The following is a 17,323-nucleotide window of genomic DNA, read 5'->3' on the forward strand; positions in this document are numbered from 1 at the left end:
CATTACCCCAGCAAGGCGTCAGCCATGATGGCGACGATACGTGCACAGGCCTGACCATCCCCAAACGGATTCGCCATGGCACGGGGGGCAAAATCCCCGGCCTGCCACAACTCGGTCACCCGCTTGACGATCCGCTCCTCGTCCGTGCCCATCAGCTCGGCATAACCCGACGCCACGGCCTCGGGCCGCTCGGTCTCTTCGCGCAATACCAGCAAGGGGACCCCGAAGGTGGGCGCCTCTTCCTGCAGGCCGCCAGAATCCGTCATCACCAGCCAGGCATCGGCAATGGCCTGCTGCATGGCCAGGTAATCGAGCGGCTCGGTCAGGGTGACATTGGGCAAGTGCCCGAGCAGGGGATAGACCACCTGCTTGATGACGGGATTGAGATGCACGGGGAAGAGCACTTGCATCTCGGGATTGGCTTGGGCGAGACGCGCGATGGCACGGCAAATCCCGGCCACTTCATCACCCCAGTTTTCTCGCCTGTGCACCGTGACCAGCAGATGGCCGGGCTGAGGTTTGTGCCGGTTCAGGCCATGACGCTCTGCGGCCCACAGCTGGGCATCGATGACGGTGTTGCCGGTCACATGTACCCGCTCTGCCGGTACTTGCTCGGCCAACAGGCAGGCGCTGGCCCCCTCGGTCGGAGCCAGGTGCAGACTCGCGATGCGGCCAATCATCTGACGTAGCCCCTCTTCGGGGAAAGGCCTGTCGAGGCGGTAGGTGCGCAGTCCCGCCTCCACGTGGGCCACGGGAACCTGATGGTAGAAACCGGTCAAGGCGCCGAGGAAGGCGCTCTCGGTATCCCCTTGTACTATCACCATGTCCCATTGCGCTTGCGCCATCAGGGCCTCAAGCTGACCACGGCAGCCCTGGCTGAATTCGAACAGGCTGGCCCCCTGGCGGGTCAAGCTCCAATCCGGCGTGATATCAAAGCAATCGAGGAGCTGAGTCGCCATGCTGTCGTGCTGGCCGGTGTGAACCCAGCGCACATCGGCCCAGGGTGCCTGCTTGAGCCCATGATAGAGGGGGGCCATCTTGATTATTTCCGGGCGAGTACCCGATACCATCATGATCTTTTTCATCGCAACGAACTCCGTTCATAGACTGACATCACAGCAGGAGTCTAGACGACCAACATGTCATTGGTTCGTACTCACTGCCGGATAATATCAATAGATTACAAGTCTCTAGGGAGGGTCAAGCAAGTCAATGGGGCTTACTCATCCGACGGATGCTCGCCCGATAGATATCCAGATGCCATGAGTCAGGCGGGTACTTGTCTCTACAACAGCACCCTGTTCGCACGACCCTTGCGGAGTCGGCCATCATCATGAATGGATATGGAACGAGATATAGCGGCAGATCGTCGAACCCTCGTCACAGGCAGCCCAGCCATCTCGAGAGGGAGATCTGTGACTTTCCGAGCCCGGTTCACACCGAGGGTGGCGTTAATATGCTCTGATCCTGAACAGAAAAAATCTACATTTAAAATGTAAGAAATCCAACAAACGAAATATAAAATACACGTTTTGTTTAATTGCGAATTTAATTCTAATTTTTAGCTATCGCCCAATACCTGCCATCACAAACGTCCTGTTTTGTTCAATGAGAAGCAATTGTGAAAATTCAGTTTACCTGTGGAAACTGAACCGGGACTGACTCAGGCCAGGTAAGCCTGGATAAAAATAGCCCAAATGACCCCAACTTCTCATGATAGCTTCCATAAAAAGAGCCCCTTTTGGGGCTCTTTTAGCGGTTTCGCGATCACCTAAGGTGAGACGGGTTGACCCTATCAAGCCGAGTCGGCCACGGCACTCTGACTCTCGGCTTCCCGGCCACGGATCCAGGCAGCAAAATCGGTCAGCATCCGGGTTTCGGACTGGCTGTTATCCGCCACCAGTTTGTCCCCATGCACCACACGAATATGGGCATTGAGGGGGGCGCCTTCTCCGGCCGGTTGCCGCTCGCGGGCCGCGGCCATGCAAGCCTGAGCCTGCTGCCAGGCCTGGGCCACATCCAGATTGCAGGCATCGGCCAGGGGTCTGGCGCTAAAGCCCTCGCCGGTCAGGCTCTGCAAGGTCTGATCATGGCTCATGCCATTACCCGGTCCCCAGTAGTGAGCGGCGAGATCCGGGCCTATACGCGGATTGTCGGTCAGATAACCGTCGCGTTTGAGGAAATAACTGCGAGTCTGCTCCACCGCCATCAGCGCCAGCAGATAACCATGATAGGCACAGGCCGACTCCTGATTGAGCAGATGGGGAATGGCGAGCAAGGGACGGGGACTCTCGACCCCCAGGATCTGCCGCTCCCATTGGCGAGCCAGGGCCAACACGGCCTCCGGGCTGCGCGCCTCATCCTTCATGGCATAGAGATCCCGCTCGAAATAGGCGACCAGGGCTATATGACGCTCGTTGAAGGCCCGAAACGGCTGGCGCGCCGCAATCATCTCCTCAATCAGCGCATCCGGGATGGCACGGCCTTGCTCATCCTTGGCATAGCGTTTCAGCCAGTCCGCATCCTCGAGCAGGCTGTCGCAGAACATGGACTGAGTCTCGGCATACGCCATGGACGTGGGCGGGAACTCCTGGGAGAAACAGGGGGCATTGCCGGTCACGTTGGCAAAATGAGCCGCATGGCCGCCTTCGTGGAACAGGGTGTTGAGCCCGCTCCAGCCGCTGCCGACCTGACCCGGGTTGGCCAGGCTGGTGAAGTTGACCACGGCGGGCACCCATTGCCCCTCCTGCCAGAAGCTCGGCACCGGACCATGGCAAAAACCATTCTCGTACTTGCCGGGTCTGTCCAGCAGATCCAGGGTCAGCACCGCATCTCGGTATTGAATGCCGAGACGGCGGAAGCTCTGCACCCAGTCTTGCAAGGCGCGGGAGAAGGGCACATAGGGATCGAGCTGACGGGTCACGTCACCACTGACCGAGAAGCGCAGATTATGGGGCAGCAGCGCGGCCTCCCCCTTGGCCTGTTCAAGCTCGACCAAGCTCTGGCGGGTACGCGCCTCGGTGCGGGCGATGAAGTCATCCAGAATGACGAACAGCTGCTCTGGGCTCATCTGCTCGTTCTTGCGCACCTTGTATTCGAAATAGTCGCGATAACCCATGGTGCGGGCAAAGCGATTGCGCAATTGAACGATCTCCAGGAAGCCCGAGTCCAGGGCCCACTGCTCCAGGGTATGGAAGAGTGCTACGGCGCTGGCTCGCACCGCCTCGATCGGGCTCGCGACCAGGGAGGCGCTGGCGGCGGGCAAGCTGCCGGGAACTGTCCGACCCTGCTCATCCAGCAGCTCGAGTTTGAGCTCCTTGCGACGGGCAAAGAGCGCGGCCTCCGCGGCCACCAGCTCGTCCATCAGGGCAGCGGCGGCCGGATCCTCGATGACGTTGCACTCGAAGAAGGCGAGCCACCCCGACAAGCCTCGCTTGAGACTCGCCTCCTCGGCCTGGCCCAGCATCTCCCTGAGCTCGGGCAACCGGGCCGGATTGGCACAGAACCCCTTGTAGGCCTGCTCGGCTGCGGTGAAGCCCGCCTGATCATCGCTGGTGCCCATATAAGTCGACCAGAACAGATCCTCCTTGCGCCTGTGCAGCGCCAGATAGTCCTGATTCAACCGGTTGAAGTAATTCCTGGCAATGGAATTCATAAGTTCCCTCTTGTTGTTATAGGGCCAATCCAGGTTGACCCCGTTGCTATGTGCGCTGGGATGCGCAGCTCCACGCTAGCAGAAGCCAACCCCTCTGTCAGCGCCCACCATCACCTCTGAACAGTGACTGTGATGTCACACCATGCGCGGCTCTGGCCAGCAACTCTTCTGCCGCTGGCAAGCCACCCGTTGTCGCAAAAAGGTGGCTGGCAGCTCAGTTCAGTCCCTTTTTTGAAATTAATGTTAATTTTTTGTTCAAAATTAGCCATGATAAGTCGTCGAGTGAAACCGACACCCAGACACAGTCATTTGGCAAACCGGTCGAAAGGCCAGGACGCAAAGCCTCCGGTCCCGGGATCAAGCACGGGATAGCGGGGTTGCAGCAGGTGTTCGGGGGCTCCCCGCCAAGCTGACTGCCCAGACAGACTCAACACAAGGAATCTATGGCAGTGAATCAACCACTTCATCGTCTTGCCGTCATCACCGCCCTGTTGGCCAGTGGTGGCGCCCTTGCCCACGGCTACATCAGCAGCCCGGAAGCCCGCAACACCCTTTGCAAGAACGGAGGCAACATAGGCTGCGGCGCCATCCAGTGGGAACCCCAGAGCCTGGAAGCGCCGTCCGGCTTCCCGAACGGCGGGCCCGCCGATGGCGACATAGCCTCGGCTGGCCATGCCCAGTTCGCCGAGTTGAATGCCCAGACCAGCGATCGCTGGACCAAGCGCACAGTGAGTGCCGGTGCCATCGATATCAGCTGGACCTTTACCGCCAACCACGTCACCCGCAACTGGCGCTACTACCTCACCAGGCAAGATTGGGATCCCAATCAGCCCATCAGCCGCAGTAGCTTCGATCTGACCCCCTTCTGTGTCATTGACGGCGGCATGGTACAACCCCCCAAGCAGATGACCCACAGCTGTACCCTGCCAGCTCGCACCGGCTATCAGCTGATCTTGGGGGTCTGGGAGGTGGGGGATACCCCCAATAGCTTCTACAACCTGATCGATGCCCGCTTCCAGGATGGCGAGCTGCCGCCGCTGGCCTGGAGCCAGAGCGGTACCATCTACCCCTCGGTGGATCTCAAGGCCGGAGACAGAGCCATGACCCGGGTGTTCGATGCCAACGGCGAGCGCCCCGAGTTGCAGACTGTGCTCACCGTCGCCAGTGACGAGCAGGGGCTCAAAAATAACTGGGCCCAGGCGCTGGCCAGCAAGATAAACGCCGAGCAGAGCGAGATCCGTGCCGGCCAACCGGGTAGCGGTGACAGCTTCAACCCCGTCTATGGCCAGAACCCCGTCTACCTGAAGGCAGGCAGTGGCCTGGCCCGGGTCGAGATCCAGCTTGAGCAGCAACCTGCCCCCGTGGCCGACAGCCTGGTGGTGAGTGGTCTCGCCGATAGCTACCCGCTCGATGGCGGCAACCTCAAGCTCGACTTCACCCTGGCAGTGCAGGGGGACTTGAGTGTAACGGCCACCCTCTATGACCATGGCGGCGCCGCCAAGGGTCAGGTCAAGACCGACATCAAGGACGCCAGCCAGAGCCTGAGCCTGGCCCTGACCGGCCTCAGCGCCGGTCATCACCAGCTGGTGCTCGCAGGCACCCCCAAAGGAGGCGGCGCCCTGTTGCAACAGACCCATGACCTGATGCTTCAGGATCCTGTCAGTGGCGACTACCAGTATGTTTTCCCGGCCTCTCTCTCCTCTTACAAGGGTGGGGTCAAGGTGCTGCAGCCCAAAGATGGCAAGATTTACCAATGCAAACCCTTCCCCGCCGAAGGTTGGTGCAGCCAGTGGAGCAGCAACGCCACTCACTATGAGCCTGGGGTAGGCAGCCATTGGCAGGAGGCCTGGTTGCTGGTGCAGTGATGGCCTGATACGAGTATGAAGAAGGGGAGCCATGGCTCCCCTTCTTCATCAGGTGACTGGCGCCACCGATAGCCTGAGTGCTCAGATCTGATAATCGATGAGCGGCTCACCATGGAGCGCCCGGGCCTGGATGTCGGCCAGCGCCAGCTCGGGGTTGCAGAGCTGGATGAACTGCCAGGCGAAGTTGTGTTGGAACTGCCCCTGCTTGAGGCCAATCCAGGCGGTGTGAGGGGCGAACAACCGGCTGCCGTCGAGCTGGTGGAGCCCCAGATCGCGCTGAGGATCGAACGCCATGTCCGCCAGGATACCCACCCCCATCTCCAACTCCACATAGGTCTTGATGACATCCGAATCCTGGGCGGTCAACAGGATCTGGGGCGAGATCCCCGCAGCGGCAAAGGCCTCATCGACCCTGGCCCGTCCGGTCAAACCCGCCTGATAGGTGATGATGGGCCACTGGGCCAGGGCCCCCAGACTCAGCTCGGCCTCCTCGCTGAGGGGGTGCCCCCTTGGTACCACTATGTTGTGATGCCAGCGGTAATAAGGAAAAGCCACCACCCCTTCGCTGCGATCGAGCTGCTCGCTGCTGATGCCGATATCCACTTCACCGGTTTGCAACAGCCGCACTATCTCCTCCGGCCCCCCCTGACGCAGCTCCAGCTGCACCTCGGGGAAGCGCTCACGGAACGCCTTTACCACCTTGGGCAGGGCGTAACGCGCCTGAGTATGGGTGGTCGCCACCAGCAGCCGCCCCGACTCGCGGTTGGCGAAGGCGCTGGCCAGCTTGCGGATATTGCCCGCATCATTGAGGATGCGCTCGGCGATCACCAATAGCTCCTTGCCCGGCTCCGTCATGCCAAGCAACCGCTTGCCGTAGCGCACGAACAGGGCGATGCCGAGTTCCTCCTCCAGCTCGCGGATATGGCGACTGACCCCGGACTGAGAGGTGAACAGGGCGTTCGCCACCTCGGTCAGGTTGTAGTCGCGCCGGGCCGCCTCCCTGATGATCCGTAACTGCTGAAAATTCACCCTCGCCTCCTCCATGCCAAGGGTTGCCCCTTATCCGTGATGAAACCGTTACGGTTCCCATGTTTGTGTTTGCCTTGCCCAACCTGGAGGGACGCCACATTCAGGGGTCAGTCATCGCGCCCTCAGATCTGATAATCCGGGTAGAGCTGGGCCTGTCTGGCCACCAGCCGCACCGTCTGCCCGGCGCTGAAGTGGCTGGCCTCGGCACGGCTCAATTCGGCTTCGATTCGAAACAGCGCCCCATTTGCGATGCCAAGGTCAGATCTGATAATCCGGGTAGAGCTGGGCCTGTCTTGCCACCAACCGCACCGTCTGCCCGGCGCTGAAGTGGCTGGCCTCGGCACGGCTCAATTCGGCTTCGAAACAGCGCCCCATTCGTGACGCGTTGTCAGCCCCCTCAGACCTGATAATCCGGGTAGAGCTGGGCCTGTCTGGCCACCAGCCGCACCGTCTGCCCGGCGCTGAAGTGGCTGGCCTCGGCACGGCTCAATTCGGCTGCGAAACAGCGCCCCATTCGTAACTCGTTGTCAGCGCCCTCAGATCTGATAATCCGGGTAGAGCTGGGCCTGTCTGGCCACTAACCGAACTCGCTGACCGGCACTGAAGTGGCTGGCCTCGGCACGGCTCAACTCGGCTTCGAATAGTGCCCCATTTGTCTCCCCGCCGCCACGCAGTTCGACTCGGATGCGCGGCCCCATCGGCAGCAACCGGCTGATGGTGGCCTCCACCCCTCCCTGGGTTTCGAGGGGATGCAGTTCCAATTCGTGGGGACGCACATAGGCGATGGCCGCACTGCCCTGACTGAGATCGGCACGGCCACCGGCAAGCAACTGCTCGCCGACCCCAAACCCCTGAGCCGCCACCCGGCCATGAAACAGATTCACGCTGCCGAGGAAACTGTGTACGAAGGCGCTGGCCGGCTTGTCATAGACCTCGGACGGGGTACCTATCTGCTCCACCTTGCCGGCATTCATCAGCACCACCCGATCCGCCACTTCCAGCGCCTCCTCCTGATCGTGGGTGACGAACAGGCTGGTGACGTGCAACTCGTTGTGCAACTCCCGCAGCCAGCGGCGCAACTCCTTGCGCACCTGGGCATCGAGGGCGCCGAAGGGCTCGTCGAGCAGCAATACCTTGGGTTGTACCGCCAGGGCCCGCGCCAGGGCAACCCGTTGGCGCTGACCGCCGGAGAGCTGAGTCGGGTGCCTATCCGCCACATGGCTGAGCTGCACCAGATCCAGCAACTCCCTGACCCGGGCGCGGATCACCGGCTCGCCGGGACGCTCGCTTCTGGGTTTCACCCGCAGGCCGAAGGCGACGTTCTCGAACACCGTCATGTGACGGAACAGGGCGTAGTGCTGGAACACAAAACCCACATTGCGCTCACGCACATGGAGGGCGCCTGCGTCCTCGCCCCGGATCACTATGCGGCCCGAATCCGCCTGCTCCAAGCCGGCGATGATGCGCAGCAAGGTGGTCTTGCCACAGCCGGAGGGGCCGAGCAGCGCCACCAGTTCACCATCCTTGAAGTCGAGGTTGATGTCACTGAGCGCCGCATATTGGTTGAAGCTCTTGGTTAACTGTTGCACCTGTATGCTCATGACGGCCTCTTACGACGTGCTATGGGATGATGGAGTCCGGCTACGCAGCCGGTTCAGCAGGGTTTCCCCCACCAGGGTGAAGATGCCAAACAGGGCGAGCAGGCTGGCCACCGCGAAGGCGGCACCGGTCTGATACTCGTTGTAGAGGATCTCGATATGGAGCGGCAGGGTGTTGGTCTGGCCGCGAATGTGGCCCGAGACCACTGAGACGGCGCCAAACTCCCCCACGGCCCGGGCGGTACAGAGCAGGACGCCATACATCAGGCTCCAGCGAATACCCGGCAGGGTGACGCGCCAGAACATCTGCAGGCCGCTTGCCCCCAGCATGATGGCGGCTTCCTCCTCTTCCGGGCCTCGCGCCTCCATCTGCGGCAACAGCTCGCGCACCACGAAGGGCACAGTGATGAAGGTGGTCGCCAATATGATGCCGGGGGTGGCGAAGATGACCTTGATGTCATGTTCGCTCAGCCAGTCGCCAAACCAGCCCCGGCTGCCAAACAGCAGCACCAGCATCAGGCCCGCTATCACCGGCGACACCGAGAAGGGCAAGTCGATGAGGGTGATGAGCCACTGGCGCCCCGGGAAGCGAAAGCGTGCGATGGCCCAGGCCGCAGCCAGGCCGAACAGCACATTGAGCGGCACCGAGCACAGGGTCACCAGCGCGGTGAGGCCCAAGGCGCTCAAGGCGTCGGGATCACTGATCGCCTGCCAGAAGAAGGCCAACCCCGGGCGCAGCGCCTGGATAAAGATGGTGGCCAGGGGCAACAGCAGCAGGACGCTGAACCAGCCCAGTCCCAGGCTTATGAGCAGCCACTTGACCCAGCGCGGATCCCGGGTGGGTGACTGGGACGGGTCGGCGACCATGGGGGCATGGGTGGCCGCATTCACTGCGATGGCGGATGAGTTCATGCTCGACTTCCTCCTATGCGGGCCCAGCTCCAGGCTTGCAGCTGGTTAATCAGCAACAGCATGACGAAAGAGATGAGCAGCATGACCAGGGCGATGGCGCTGGCCCCTGCATAGTCGTACTCCTCCAGGTGACTCATGATCATCAAGGGGGCTATCTCGGAGACCATGGGCAGGTTGCCGGCGATGAAGATGACGGAGCCGTATTCGCCGACCCCACGGGCAAAAGCCAGGGCAAAACCGGTGATCAGCGCCGGGACCAGGGTCGGCAGCAGCACCCGCAGGAAGGTCTGCCAGCGGTCGGCCCCCAGACTGGCCGCGGCCTCCTCCTGCTCTGCTTCGGCCTCGCGCAGCACGGGTTGCAAGGTGCGCACCACGAAGGGCAGGCCAATGAAGGTCAGGGCTATCACCACCCCGGCCGGGTTGTAGGCGAGGGTGATATCGAGGGGGGCCAGGAGCTGGCCTATCCAGCCGTTGGGCGCGAAGATGGCGCACAGGGCGATGCCGGAGACGGCCGTCGGCATGGCGAAGGGCAGGTCGATCAGGGCATCCACCAGACGGCGACCCGGGAAGCGGTAGCGCACCAGTACCCAGGCCAGGATCAGGCCAAAGAGCGTGTTGAGCAGGGCCGCGACCAAGGCGGCAACGAAGCTCAATCTGAAGGAGGCGAGCACCCGGGGGGAACTGATCACCTGCCAGAACTCAGCGGCGCTCATATGGTTGACCGCAAACAGCAGCAGCGCGGCGATGGGCAAGAGGACCAGTAGGCCCAGATAGAGCAGGCTGAACCCCAGGGTGGTGCCCAGACCGGGCAGGACGGAGTAAGAACTAAAACGCATAACGAGTCCGTTTGTTATAAGTCGCTTTCGATAAGACGATTCTGCGCACTCCAGACCCCACAACAAACTGCCAATAACGGCTTTGCTAAGCACTTTTTTGGCTAAGCGACCCCCGTCCATAAAAAAGACCCGCATCGTCCAGATGCGGGTCAGAAAGGAGCTTGCCAAGCACTATCAAAAATCGCCTGCCAGCGGGCTATCCATGCCCACCGCTTTATCTCTCCTCTGCCGATAGCAACGACCACCACCATGATCAACGCCCTTCAAAAGGGGGGATCCCGGCTCTCAAACCGTGTCGGCGACCAGCTCGGCCCGGCGATAGAGCTCGCCGAGCAGTTGCAGACCGCAAGCCCACTCCCCATGCCCGGATTGGGCATTGAGATGACCCGCCTCACCGGCATCATGGAGGGGAAGCTGCCACTGTTGACGCCAATATTTTGCTCGCTCGAAGCTCATCCAGGGGTCGCTGCGGCTCGCTACCAGCTGGGCGCAGACCCCGAGGGGCCCGGCCAGCAACTCATCTGCAATCCCGAAGCGGGCGGGATCGGCGGGCGCGACCAGGAAGAGCGAGGCGACCTTGTCCGGTTGCAACTGGCTGGCGCGGATAGCCGCCAGGGCGCCGAAGGAGTGAGCCACCAGATGGGCCTTGCCGCGCCGACTCCTGAGCTTGCCCGCCAGCTTGGCACTCCACACCGTCAGATCCGGTTTATCCCAGGGCAGCCCCACCATGCGTTGCCAGTGGGGAAAGTCGTGATGCCAGCGGCTCTGCCAGTGATCCGGGCCGCTGTCGTGCAGGCCGGGAACCAGTAGGATCTTGTTCATCATGTCGCTCCTCTGCTTGCTCGCCCCAGGGTATCAAGGCACCAGCGGCTGCTGCTCAGCGGCCCGGCTGGTAGATCTGGTCGAACAGCCCGCCCTGGGCAAAGTGTCTCTTCTGCGCCTTCTCCCAATCCCCTTCCAGCTCCTTGACGGTGAACAGGGTCAACTGGGGGAACTGGGCCGCCGTCTCCTGCTGAACCTTCGGCTGGCTTGGGCGGTAGTGATACTTGGCGATGAGGCGCTGCCCTTCGTCGGAATAGAGGTACTCGAGATACGCCTTGGCCACCGCCTCAGTGCCATGTTTCCTGGCGACCTTGTCGACCACGGCCACCGGCGGTTCGGCCAGGATGGAGACCGACGGCACTACCAGCTCGAACTTGTCGCCGTTACCGGGCTGATCCAGCACCAGCAGCGCCTCGTTCTCCCAGGCGAGCAGCACATCCCCCAGCCCCCGCTCCGTGAAGCTGGTGGTGGCGCCCCGGGCACCGGAATCGAGCACCTTGACGTTCTTGAACAGCTCGCCGACGAACTGCTTGGCCCCCTCCTCGCTCCCCGTGCTCTTCAGGGCATAACCCCAGGCGGCGAGGTAGTTCCAGCGCGCGCCACCCGAGGTCTTGGGATTGGGGGTCACTATGCCGACATCGGGGCGAACCAGATCGTCCCAGTCCTTGATCTGCTTGGGATTGCCCTTGCGCACCAAGAAGACGATGGTGGAGGTGTAAGGCGCGGCGTTATTGGCGAGCCGACTCTGCCAGTCGGTGGCAATCAACCCCTCCTTGGCAATGGCATTGACGTCGTAGGCCAGGGCCAGGGAGACCACATCGGCCTCCAGCCCCTCCGTCACGGCGCGAGCCTGCTTGCCGGATCCGCCATGAGACTGGCTCACCACCACCTGGTCCCCGGTCTTGGCCAGCCACTGCTTGGCGAAGGCGGCGTTGTACTCATGGAACAGCTCCCGGGTCGGATCGTAGGAGACGTTGAGCAGCCGGATCTCGGCGGCCTGGGCCTGACTCAGGGTCAGCAAAGAGAAGAGGGTGAAGGCGGTCTTGGTTAATGTCATGGCGATACTCCTTTATCTGGGATGCATTCAGCATGCCCATGATTTGTTATGCCAAGAACCAAGAAATTACGCTTTGCTTATCTCATTTACTCATATCAAGTCCGCTCCCTCGCCCTCTCTCCGGACTCTGTGAGACAGCGCCCAGGCCCCGGCATCAGCTTGTGCCATCCTCAGCACAGGGCGATGGCACAAGCGGCCATGAGGGTCAGACGATCAGGAGGAGAACCCCATGTGGATCGAGGCGGAACCCGTCTACGGCGCTCTGGTGTCACTGGCCATAGGGCTCATCATAGGACTGGAGCGGGGCTGGCAGGTGCGCCAGCTGGGGGACAACCAGCGCATCGCCGGGATGCGAACCTATGGTCTCATCGGCCTGCTCGGCGGCGTCTGCGCCCTGCTGCTGCCAACCCTGGGAGCCTGGTTGGCCCTGCTCGGCCTGCTGACTGTGGTGGCTGGCTGCTGCCAACCCTGGGAGCCTGGTTGGCCCTGCTCGGCCTGCTGACTGTGGTGGCTGGCTGCGGCCTCTCGGTCTGGCTGGCCCAGCGCTGGCAGGGGGAGTTTGGCCTCACCAGCTCGGTGGCCATGGTGCTCACCTACCTGCTGGGGCTGATGTCTGTGCTGCAGAGCCCGCGCGAGGCGGTGGCCTGCGCCGTGCTGGCGGCACTCTTGATGGGGCTCAAGGGCCAGATCTAGCAGGGCATGCTGTTTCTGAGCGAGACGGAATTTCACGCCACCCTGCGCTTCCTGCTCATATCCCTGGTGCTGCTGCCGGTGCTGCCCGACGTCGAGATGGGCCCCCTCAACGCCTTCAACCCCTTCAAGATCTGGCTGATGGTGGTGGTGATCGCCGGCATCTCCTTCTCGGGCCACTTCGCGGTGCGCCTGCTCGGCACCCGCGCCGGCCTGGTGCTGACCAGCATGTTGGCGGGGCTCGCCTCCTCCACCGCCCTCACCCTGCAGTTTGCCCGCCTCAACAAGGAGCAGCCCGGGCTGGAGCGGCTGCTGGCCACCGGCATACTGCTGGCCGGTGCCACCATGTGGCTGCGACTGCTGGTGCTGGTGCTGCTCATTCACAACGAGCTGGCGCTGCGCCTCGCCCTCCCCCTGCTGCTGCTGGCGGCCACCGTCTACGCCTTCGCCTTCTGGTTCTGGCGCCAGCGCGAGGAGATGAGCGACAACCCGGTGCAGCCCGAGACCAGCAATCCGCTGGATCTCGCGACCGCCATCAAGTTCGGCCTGCTGCTGGCGCTGATCGGCTTCATGGCGACATTGCTGCAGAGCAAGGTGGGCAACTCCGGGGTCTATCTGCTGGCGCTGGTCTCCGGCATCACCGACGTGGACGCCATCACCTTGTCTCTCTCCCAGCTCTCCCACAAGGAGCTGGCCCTGGAGGTGGCGGCCCGGGCCATTCTGCTGGCCGGCCTAATCAACTCCCTGGTGAAGGGGCTGCTGGCCCTGGTGATAGGGGGGCGCCGGCTGGGGCTGCGGGTCATGCTGCCCTACCTGGTCTCGGCGCTGCTGATCCTGCCCCTGCTCTGGCTGGGCTGACCTGGTCATCAGGGATCCCCTGACGCAGCCCTGCCCGTCACGTATACTGGCGCCTCTTGGCACATGAGAGGAGGTGAGCATGGCAAGCGACTGGGACAAGGTACTGGCGGGAGGCGCCCTGAACAGCCAGAGCGAGGAGATAGCAAACGACCGCATTCGCGGCCAGGCGCTGCTGGCGAGACTCAACGCCACACCGGCGGGGGATCACCAGGGGCGCCAGAGCCTGTGCGCCGAGCTGTTCGGCCACTGCCCCGACTCCTGCTGGATAAGCTCCCCCTTCATCTGCGAATTTGGCCGCAACATCCATCTGGGGGAGAAGACCTTCTTCAACTTCAACGTCACCATACTGGACGTGGGCGAGGTGCACATCGGCAGCCATGTGCTGCTGGCCCCCAACGTGCAGATTTACACCGCCACCCACAGCATGGACTATCTGGAGCGCCGCAACTGGACCGCCTACAACAAGCCGGTGCGCATCGGCGATGACTGCTGGATTGGCGGCGGCGCCATCATCTGCCCCGGCGTCACCATAGGGCCGCGCTCCATCATAGGCGCAGGCGCCGTGGTGACCCGGGACATACCGGCGGACTCCTTGGCGGTGGGCAACCCGGCCCGGGTGATCCGCACCCTGAGCCAGGACGAGCCCCGGGATCCGGCGCTGCTGTCATGATGGGGCTGGCCCTGATCCCGCTTGGCTGGGCCAGCTGGCTTGGCGTGCAGAGCGGCCTCTGGTGGCCCCTTGGCCTGATAGTGCTGATGAGCCTGCTGACCCTGGCCGCCTACGCCTGGGACAAGCGCCAGGCGGTGCGCGGCGGCTGGCGCATCCCGGAATCCCGCCTGCACCTGCTGGAGCTGCTCGGCGGCTGGCCCGGCGCCCTGGTGGCCCGCCACTGGCTGCGCCACAAGACCCAGAAGGGGAGCTACCGCCTCCGATTCTGGGCCATCGTCTGGGGCCAGTTGTTCTTGCTCGGGCTCTGGCTCAGCCGCCCCTTCTGGCTAGCCTGACCCATCACTTGCACCAAAAAGAGAGGGCCCCACCAGCGGTGGGGCCCTCTCTTTTTTTCAGACCTTTCCATGGGGCGGATCACACCGCCAATCCCCGCCATCCCGGCCTTGAGATGGCCTGAGCGACGAGCACACTGGCCCCGGCGTACATCACTCTGATCCTGAGGCGCTTACACCGCCAGCGCCGCCGACATCTCGGTCTTGATGTTGTCGGATCGGGTGCCGAAGATGGCCTGCAGGTTGTTGCCCACCACCAGTACGTCGATGGCGCCAAGGGCCTTGATGCGGGCAATATCGGCCAGCTTGATGTCATGCAGAGTGACCCTTAGCCGGGTGATGCAGGCATCCAGGTGCTCTATGTTTGCCGCCCCCCCCATGGCCTCGACCAGATCCAGCGCCAACTCGTCTTGCTCCTTGATGTCCACCGCCTGCAGCGGCTGGCTCTCCCGCCCCGGGGTCTTGAGGTTGAACTTCAGGATGAAGAAGCGGAACAGGAAGAAGTAGAGCAGCGCCCAGAGCGGCCCGATGATCAGGAACCACCAGGTGTTGTGGGTCTGGGGCAGATTCAGGTAGAGGAAGAACTGCAGTGCGCCATGGGCAAAGTCGGTGCTGTGCACTATGCCCAGGTAGTTGGTCAGTGCGAAGGCGACCCCGGTCAGCAGGGTGTGAACCACATAGAGCATCGGCGCCACGAACAGGAAGGCGAACTCCACCGGCTCGGTGATCCCGGTCAGCCAGGAGGTGAAGGCCGCCGACAGCATCAGGCCGCCCACCAGCTTGCGTTTCTCGGGCTTGGCGCAGCTATAGATGGCCAGGGCCGCGGCAGGCAGGGCCCACATGGAGTACATGTAGCCACCGGCCAGACCACCGGCATTGGGATCCCCCTTGAAGAAGCGCACCAGCTCCCCCGTTACCACTTCCCCGGTCTGCGGGTTGGTCCAGCTGCCCAGCTCGTTGAAGAAGAAGGCGTTCCAGATGTGGTGCAAACCGGTCGGGATCAGGGCGCGCTCGACCAGACCATAGATGCCGAAGGTGATCGATTTGTTCAAGGTGCCCAGGTAGGCGGTGAACTCGAAGATGGCGGAGCCAACCACGGGCCAGATGAAGCCAAGCATGACCCCGAGGAAGATGCCGCTAAAGCCGGTAATGATGGGCACGAAGCGCTTGCCGGCGAAGAAGCCCAGGTATTCGGGCAGCTTCAAGGTGTGGAAGCGGTTGAAGAAATAGGCCGCCAGGGATCCCATCAAGATGCTGCCGAGGATCCCCATGTTGAGGGTGGGAATGCTCATCACCTCTGTGTTGGTCTCAAGGCCGCGCAACACCACCGTCTTGCCGAGGGCCGCGTTCATGGTGATGAAGCCCACCACGGCGGCCAGGGCGGCCGTGCCGTCATTGTTGCGGGCAAGGCCGATGGCGATGCCGATCAGAAACAGCAGCGGCATGTTGCCGAAGATCCAGTCCCCCGACACCATCAGCACGCTCCAGAAGGACTCCGGCAGGAAGAGGTGCCCCTGGGCACCAAAGTTGCCTATGCCCAGCATCAGGCCGGCGGCGGGCAGGGTCGCCACGGGTAGCATCAGACTGCGGCCGACCCGCTGCGCCTGGGAGAAAAACGATCCGGACATGGCTCAATTCCTTTTTGATGGTTGTCCGGAAGATGTTACCGGGTCGGCGCGGCCCGCGAGTATCAATAGGCTATCGGATTGTAATGAAACGGTTACAAAGCCGACATGTTCACCCCTTGGCGGAGGCCGTGCGTGCCACGGCGCCGAGGCGGCGGATCACCCCCTCCCTGTCGAGATCGGGCTGATTGAAGAAGCGATAGAGCTCGCTCTCGACCGCCTTCTGATAGAGGGGATGCAACGCCATGGAATCCGCCACGCTCGGCATCAGATTGCCGGCGGCCTCGGCCCTGTCGTAGTCGATGCGCGACAACTGGGCACAGGGATTGAAATCGGCCAAGGAGAGATCCCGGCGCACCGGGATCGAGCCCTTGGCGCGGTTGAAGGCGAGCTGGAAATCCGGGCTGGCCAGCGCCCTGGCAATCCCGAGATGGTCTTTGGGCAGGTTGGCGTTGAACATCACGAAGCTGTCCATGTTGTAGACATAGAGCCCCTGGGTGCCAGGTGCCGGCAGGCACTGGATCTGCTCGGGCACGGCCACACCTCGGGCCAGCAGATCTCCCAGAACCCAGTCCCCCATCAACTGGAAGGCGGCCTTGCCCTCGGCAAGATCGGCGGTGGCCTGATCCCAGCTCTGCTGGCTCAGGGTCGGCAACACCAGCTCGCTCAACTCGCGAAAGCGGTCCAGGATCTGGCGACTGGTATCACTGCCGAGCGCCACCGGGTCCAGCTCGACGAAGGCCTTCTGGTAATACTCCTTGCCCCCCATCCCCAGCGCCAGGCTCTCGAACAGCAGGGCCACCTGCCAGGGGTCGTTGCCGAGCGCCAGCGGTTTGATGCCCTTGGCCTTGAGGGCCCGCAGCGCATCGAGAAAGCCGGGCCAGTCGGTGGGCGGCGCAATGTCGAGCCGGGCCAGCAGGGCGCGGTTGACCCACATCCAGTTGAGGCGATGCACGTTGACCGGTATCCCCATGTAGTGGCCCTTTATCTTGTTTACTTGGGGAGCGACCCCCAGCAGTTGCTGATCCCAGTGCTGTTCGACTGCCACCTCATCCTGGGGCTGGATGAAACCGAGCAGGGTCCAGGAGGCGATGGCCTGCCCCTCAAGCTGGGCCAGGGCCGGGGGATTGCCCGCGATGGCTCTGGCCTGCAGCACATCCATGGCGCTGTTGCCTCCGCCGCCAAGGATGGCGGCATTCTTGAGCTCCACTCCGGCCCCTTGCAACTGGGTCGTCACCACGGCGAAGGCAGCCTGCTCCCCCGGGGAAGTCCACCAGTGCAACATCTCCACCTCGCCGGCCAGGGCGTCATGGAGCGGCAGGGCCAGCAACCAGGCCAGGGCCCGCAGGGAATTAGTCAAGGTTGAGCTCCAGT

13 protein-coding genes, 1 pseudogene and 1 riboswitch are annotated in these 17,323 nt (G+C 62.7%); of the genes and pseudogenes, 4 read left to right on the forward strand and 10 right to left on the reverse strand.

Annotated elements, in window-relative coordinates; translation table 11 throughout:
* Positions 1–2: 2 nt before the first annotated feature.
* Together wecB and BN1130_RS20335 are read right to left on the reverse strand one after the other, a co-directional pair.
* The gene (gene wecB / locus BN1130_RS20330) at positions 3–1,085 is read right to left on the reverse strand and encodes a non-hydrolyzing UDP-N-acetylglucosamine 2-epimerase (RefSeq protein ID WP_042044256.1); all 1,083 of its coding nucleotides are present in this window, start codon (positions 1,083–1,085) and stop codon (positions 3–5) included.
* A gap of 710 nt (positions 1,086–1,795) precedes the next feature.
* Positions 1,796–3,655 (reverse strand): M3 family metallopeptidase, encoded by a 1,860-nt coding sequence (locus BN1130_RS20335; RefSeq protein WP_042044257.1) that lies wholly within the window; start codon positions 3,653–3,655, stop codon positions 1,796–1,798.
* 301 nt (positions 3,656–3,956) lie between these two features.
* Positions 3,957–4,040: riboswitch (cyclic di-GMP riboswitch) on the forward strand.
* A gap of 58 nt (positions 4,041–4,098) precedes the next feature.
* On the opposite strand from BN1130_RS20335, the gene gbpA reads away from it, so the two are divergent.
* Complete coding sequence (gene gbpA, locus BN1130_RS20340) at positions 4,099–5,520, forward strand: N-acetylglucosamine-binding protein GbpA (protein ID WP_042044258.1); 1,422 nt, start codon at positions 4,099–4,101, stop codon at positions 5,518–5,520.
* A gap of 81 nt (positions 5,521–5,601) precedes the next feature.
* On the opposite strand, the gene cbl is transcribed toward gbpA, so the two are convergent.
* From cbl to BN1130_RS20370, 6 genes are all read right to left on the reverse strand, one after another.
* Complete coding sequence (gene cbl / locus BN1130_RS20345; RefSeq protein ID WP_042044418.1) at positions 5,602–6,549, reverse strand: HTH-type transcriptional regulator Cbl; 948 nt, start codon at positions 6,547–6,549, stop codon at positions 5,602–5,604.
* A gap of 536 nt (positions 6,550–7,085) precedes the next feature.
* Entirely contained in the window at positions 7,086–8,150 is a 1,065-nt protein-coding gene (locus BN1130_RS20350) for a sulfate/molybdate ABC transporter ATP-binding protein (RefSeq protein ID WP_042044260.1), read from the reverse strand.
* Between the two features lie 9 nt (positions 8,151–8,159).
* Positions 8,160–9,014 carry a sulfate ABC transporter permease subunit CysW gene (gene cysW, locus BN1130_RS20355; RefSeq protein ID WP_370736624.1) on the reverse strand — a complete coding sequence of 285 codons (855 nt, stop codon included), beginning with the start codon at positions 9,012–9,014 and terminating at the stop codon, positions 8,160–8,162.
* Between the two features lie 41 nt (positions 9,015–9,055).
* Positions 9,056–9,895 carry a sulfate ABC transporter permease subunit CysT gene (cysT, locus tag BN1130_RS20360; protein WP_042044262.1) on the reverse strand — a complete coding sequence of 280 codons (840 nt, stop codon included), beginning with the start codon at positions 9,893–9,895 and terminating at the stop codon, positions 9,056–9,058.
* 285 nt (positions 9,896–10,180) lie between these two features.
* Complete coding sequence (locus BN1130_RS20365) at positions 10,181–10,717, reverse strand: RBBP9/YdeN family alpha/beta hydrolase (RefSeq protein WP_042044263.1); 537 nt, start codon at positions 10,715–10,717, stop codon at positions 10,181–10,183.
* 55 nt (positions 10,718–10,772) lie between these two features.
* Positions 10,773–11,774, reverse strand: a complete 1,002-nt coding sequence (locus BN1130_RS20370; protein ID WP_042044264.1) for a sulfate ABC transporter substrate-binding protein — start codon at positions 11,772–11,774, stop codon at positions 10,773–10,775.
* A gap of 229 nt (positions 11,775–12,003) precedes the next feature.
* Here BN1130_RS20370 and BN1130_RS20375 point away from each other — a divergent pair.
* From BN1130_RS20375 to BN1130_RS20385, 3 genes and pseudogenes are all read left to right on the forward strand, one after another.
* Positions 12,004–13,322 (forward strand): annotated as a pseudogene (locus BN1130_RS20375) (MgtC/SapB family protein).
* A 79-nt stretch (positions 13,323–13,401) separates the two neighbouring features.
* Complete coding sequence (locus BN1130_RS20380) at positions 13,402–13,992, forward strand: sugar O-acetyltransferase (protein WP_042044265.1); 591 nt, start codon at positions 13,402–13,404, stop codon at positions 13,990–13,992.
* Positions 13,989–14,327, forward strand: a complete 339-nt coding sequence (locus BN1130_RS20385; protein ID WP_042044266.1) for a DUF1294 domain-containing protein — start codon at positions 13,989–13,991, stop codon at positions 14,325–14,327. Before BN1130_RS20380 ends, BN1130_RS20385 begins: the two co-directional genes overlap by 4 nt.
* A 170-nt stretch (positions 14,328–14,497) precedes the next feature.
* Here the strand turns inward: BN1130_RS20385 and ptsG are convergent, their stop codons facing one another.
* Together ptsG and BN1130_RS20395 are read right to left on the reverse strand one after the other, a co-directional pair.
* A complete protein-coding gene (ptsG, locus tag BN1130_RS20390; protein WP_042044267.1) occupies positions 14,498–15,952 on the reverse strand; it encodes a glucose-specific PTS transporter subunit IIBC in 1,455 nt (484 codons plus the stop codon).
* Between the two features lie 109 nt (positions 15,953–16,061).
* The gene (locus BN1130_RS20395; protein ID WP_052448277.1) at positions 16,062–17,309 is read right to left on the reverse strand and encodes an ABC transporter substrate-binding protein; all 1,248 of its coding nucleotides are present in this window, start codon (positions 17,307–17,309) and stop codon (positions 16,062–16,064) included.
* Positions 17,310–17,323: the final 14 nt, after the last annotated feature.

This window comes from Aeromonas rivuli (assembly GCF_000820045.1).
GTDB classification, from domain to species: Bacteria; Pseudomonadota; Gammaproteobacteria; order Enterobacterales; family Aeromonadaceae; genus Aeromonas; species Aeromonas rivuli.

What these genes read in the sequence shown, in the direction of transcription:
- wecB (WP_042044256.1), bottom strand. Translation starts at nt 1,085, where the DNA reads ATGAAAAAGATCATGATGGTATCGGGTACTCGCCCGGAAATAATCAAG.
- BN1130_RS20335 (WP_042044257.1), bottom strand. Translation starts at nt 3,655, where the DNA reads ATGAATTCCATTGCCAGGAATTACTTCAACCGGTTGAATCAGGACTAT.
- gbpA (WP_042044258.1), top strand. Translation starts at nt 4,099, where the DNA reads ATGGCAGTGAATCAACCACTTCATCGTCTTGCCGTCATCACCGCCCTG.
- BN1130_RS20350 (WP_042044260.1), bottom strand. Translation starts at nt 8,150, where the DNA reads ATGAGCATACAGGTGCAACAGTTAACCAAGAGCTTCAACCAATATGCG.
- cysW (WP_370736624.1), bottom strand. Translation starts at nt 9,014, where the DNA reads ATGGTCGCCGACCCGTCCCAGTCACCCACCCGGGATCCGCGCTGGGTC.
- cysT (WP_042044262.1), bottom strand. Translation starts at nt 9,895, where the DNA reads ATGCGTTTTAGTTCTTACTCCGTCCTGCCCGGTCTGGGCACCACCCTG.
- BN1130_RS20365 (WP_042044263.1), bottom strand. Translation starts at nt 10,717, where the DNA reads ATGAACAAGATCCTACTGGTTCCCGGCCTGCACGACAGCGGCCCGGAT.
- BN1130_RS20370 (WP_042044264.1), bottom strand. Translation starts at nt 11,774, where the DNA reads ATGACATTAACCAAGACCGCCTTCACCCTCTTCTCTTTGCTGACCCTG.
- BN1130_RS20380 (WP_042044265.1), top strand. Translation starts at nt 13,402, where the DNA reads ATGGCAAGCGACTGGGACAAGGTACTGGCGGGAGGCGCCCTGAACAGC.
- BN1130_RS20385 (WP_042044266.1), top strand. Translation starts at nt 13,989, where the DNA reads ATGATGGGGCTGGCCCTGATCCCGCTTGGCTGGGCCAGCTGGCTTGGC.
- ptsG (WP_042044267.1), bottom strand. Translation starts at nt 15,952, where the DNA reads ATGTCCGGATCGTTTTTCTCCCAGGCGCAGCGGGTCGGCCGCAGTCTG.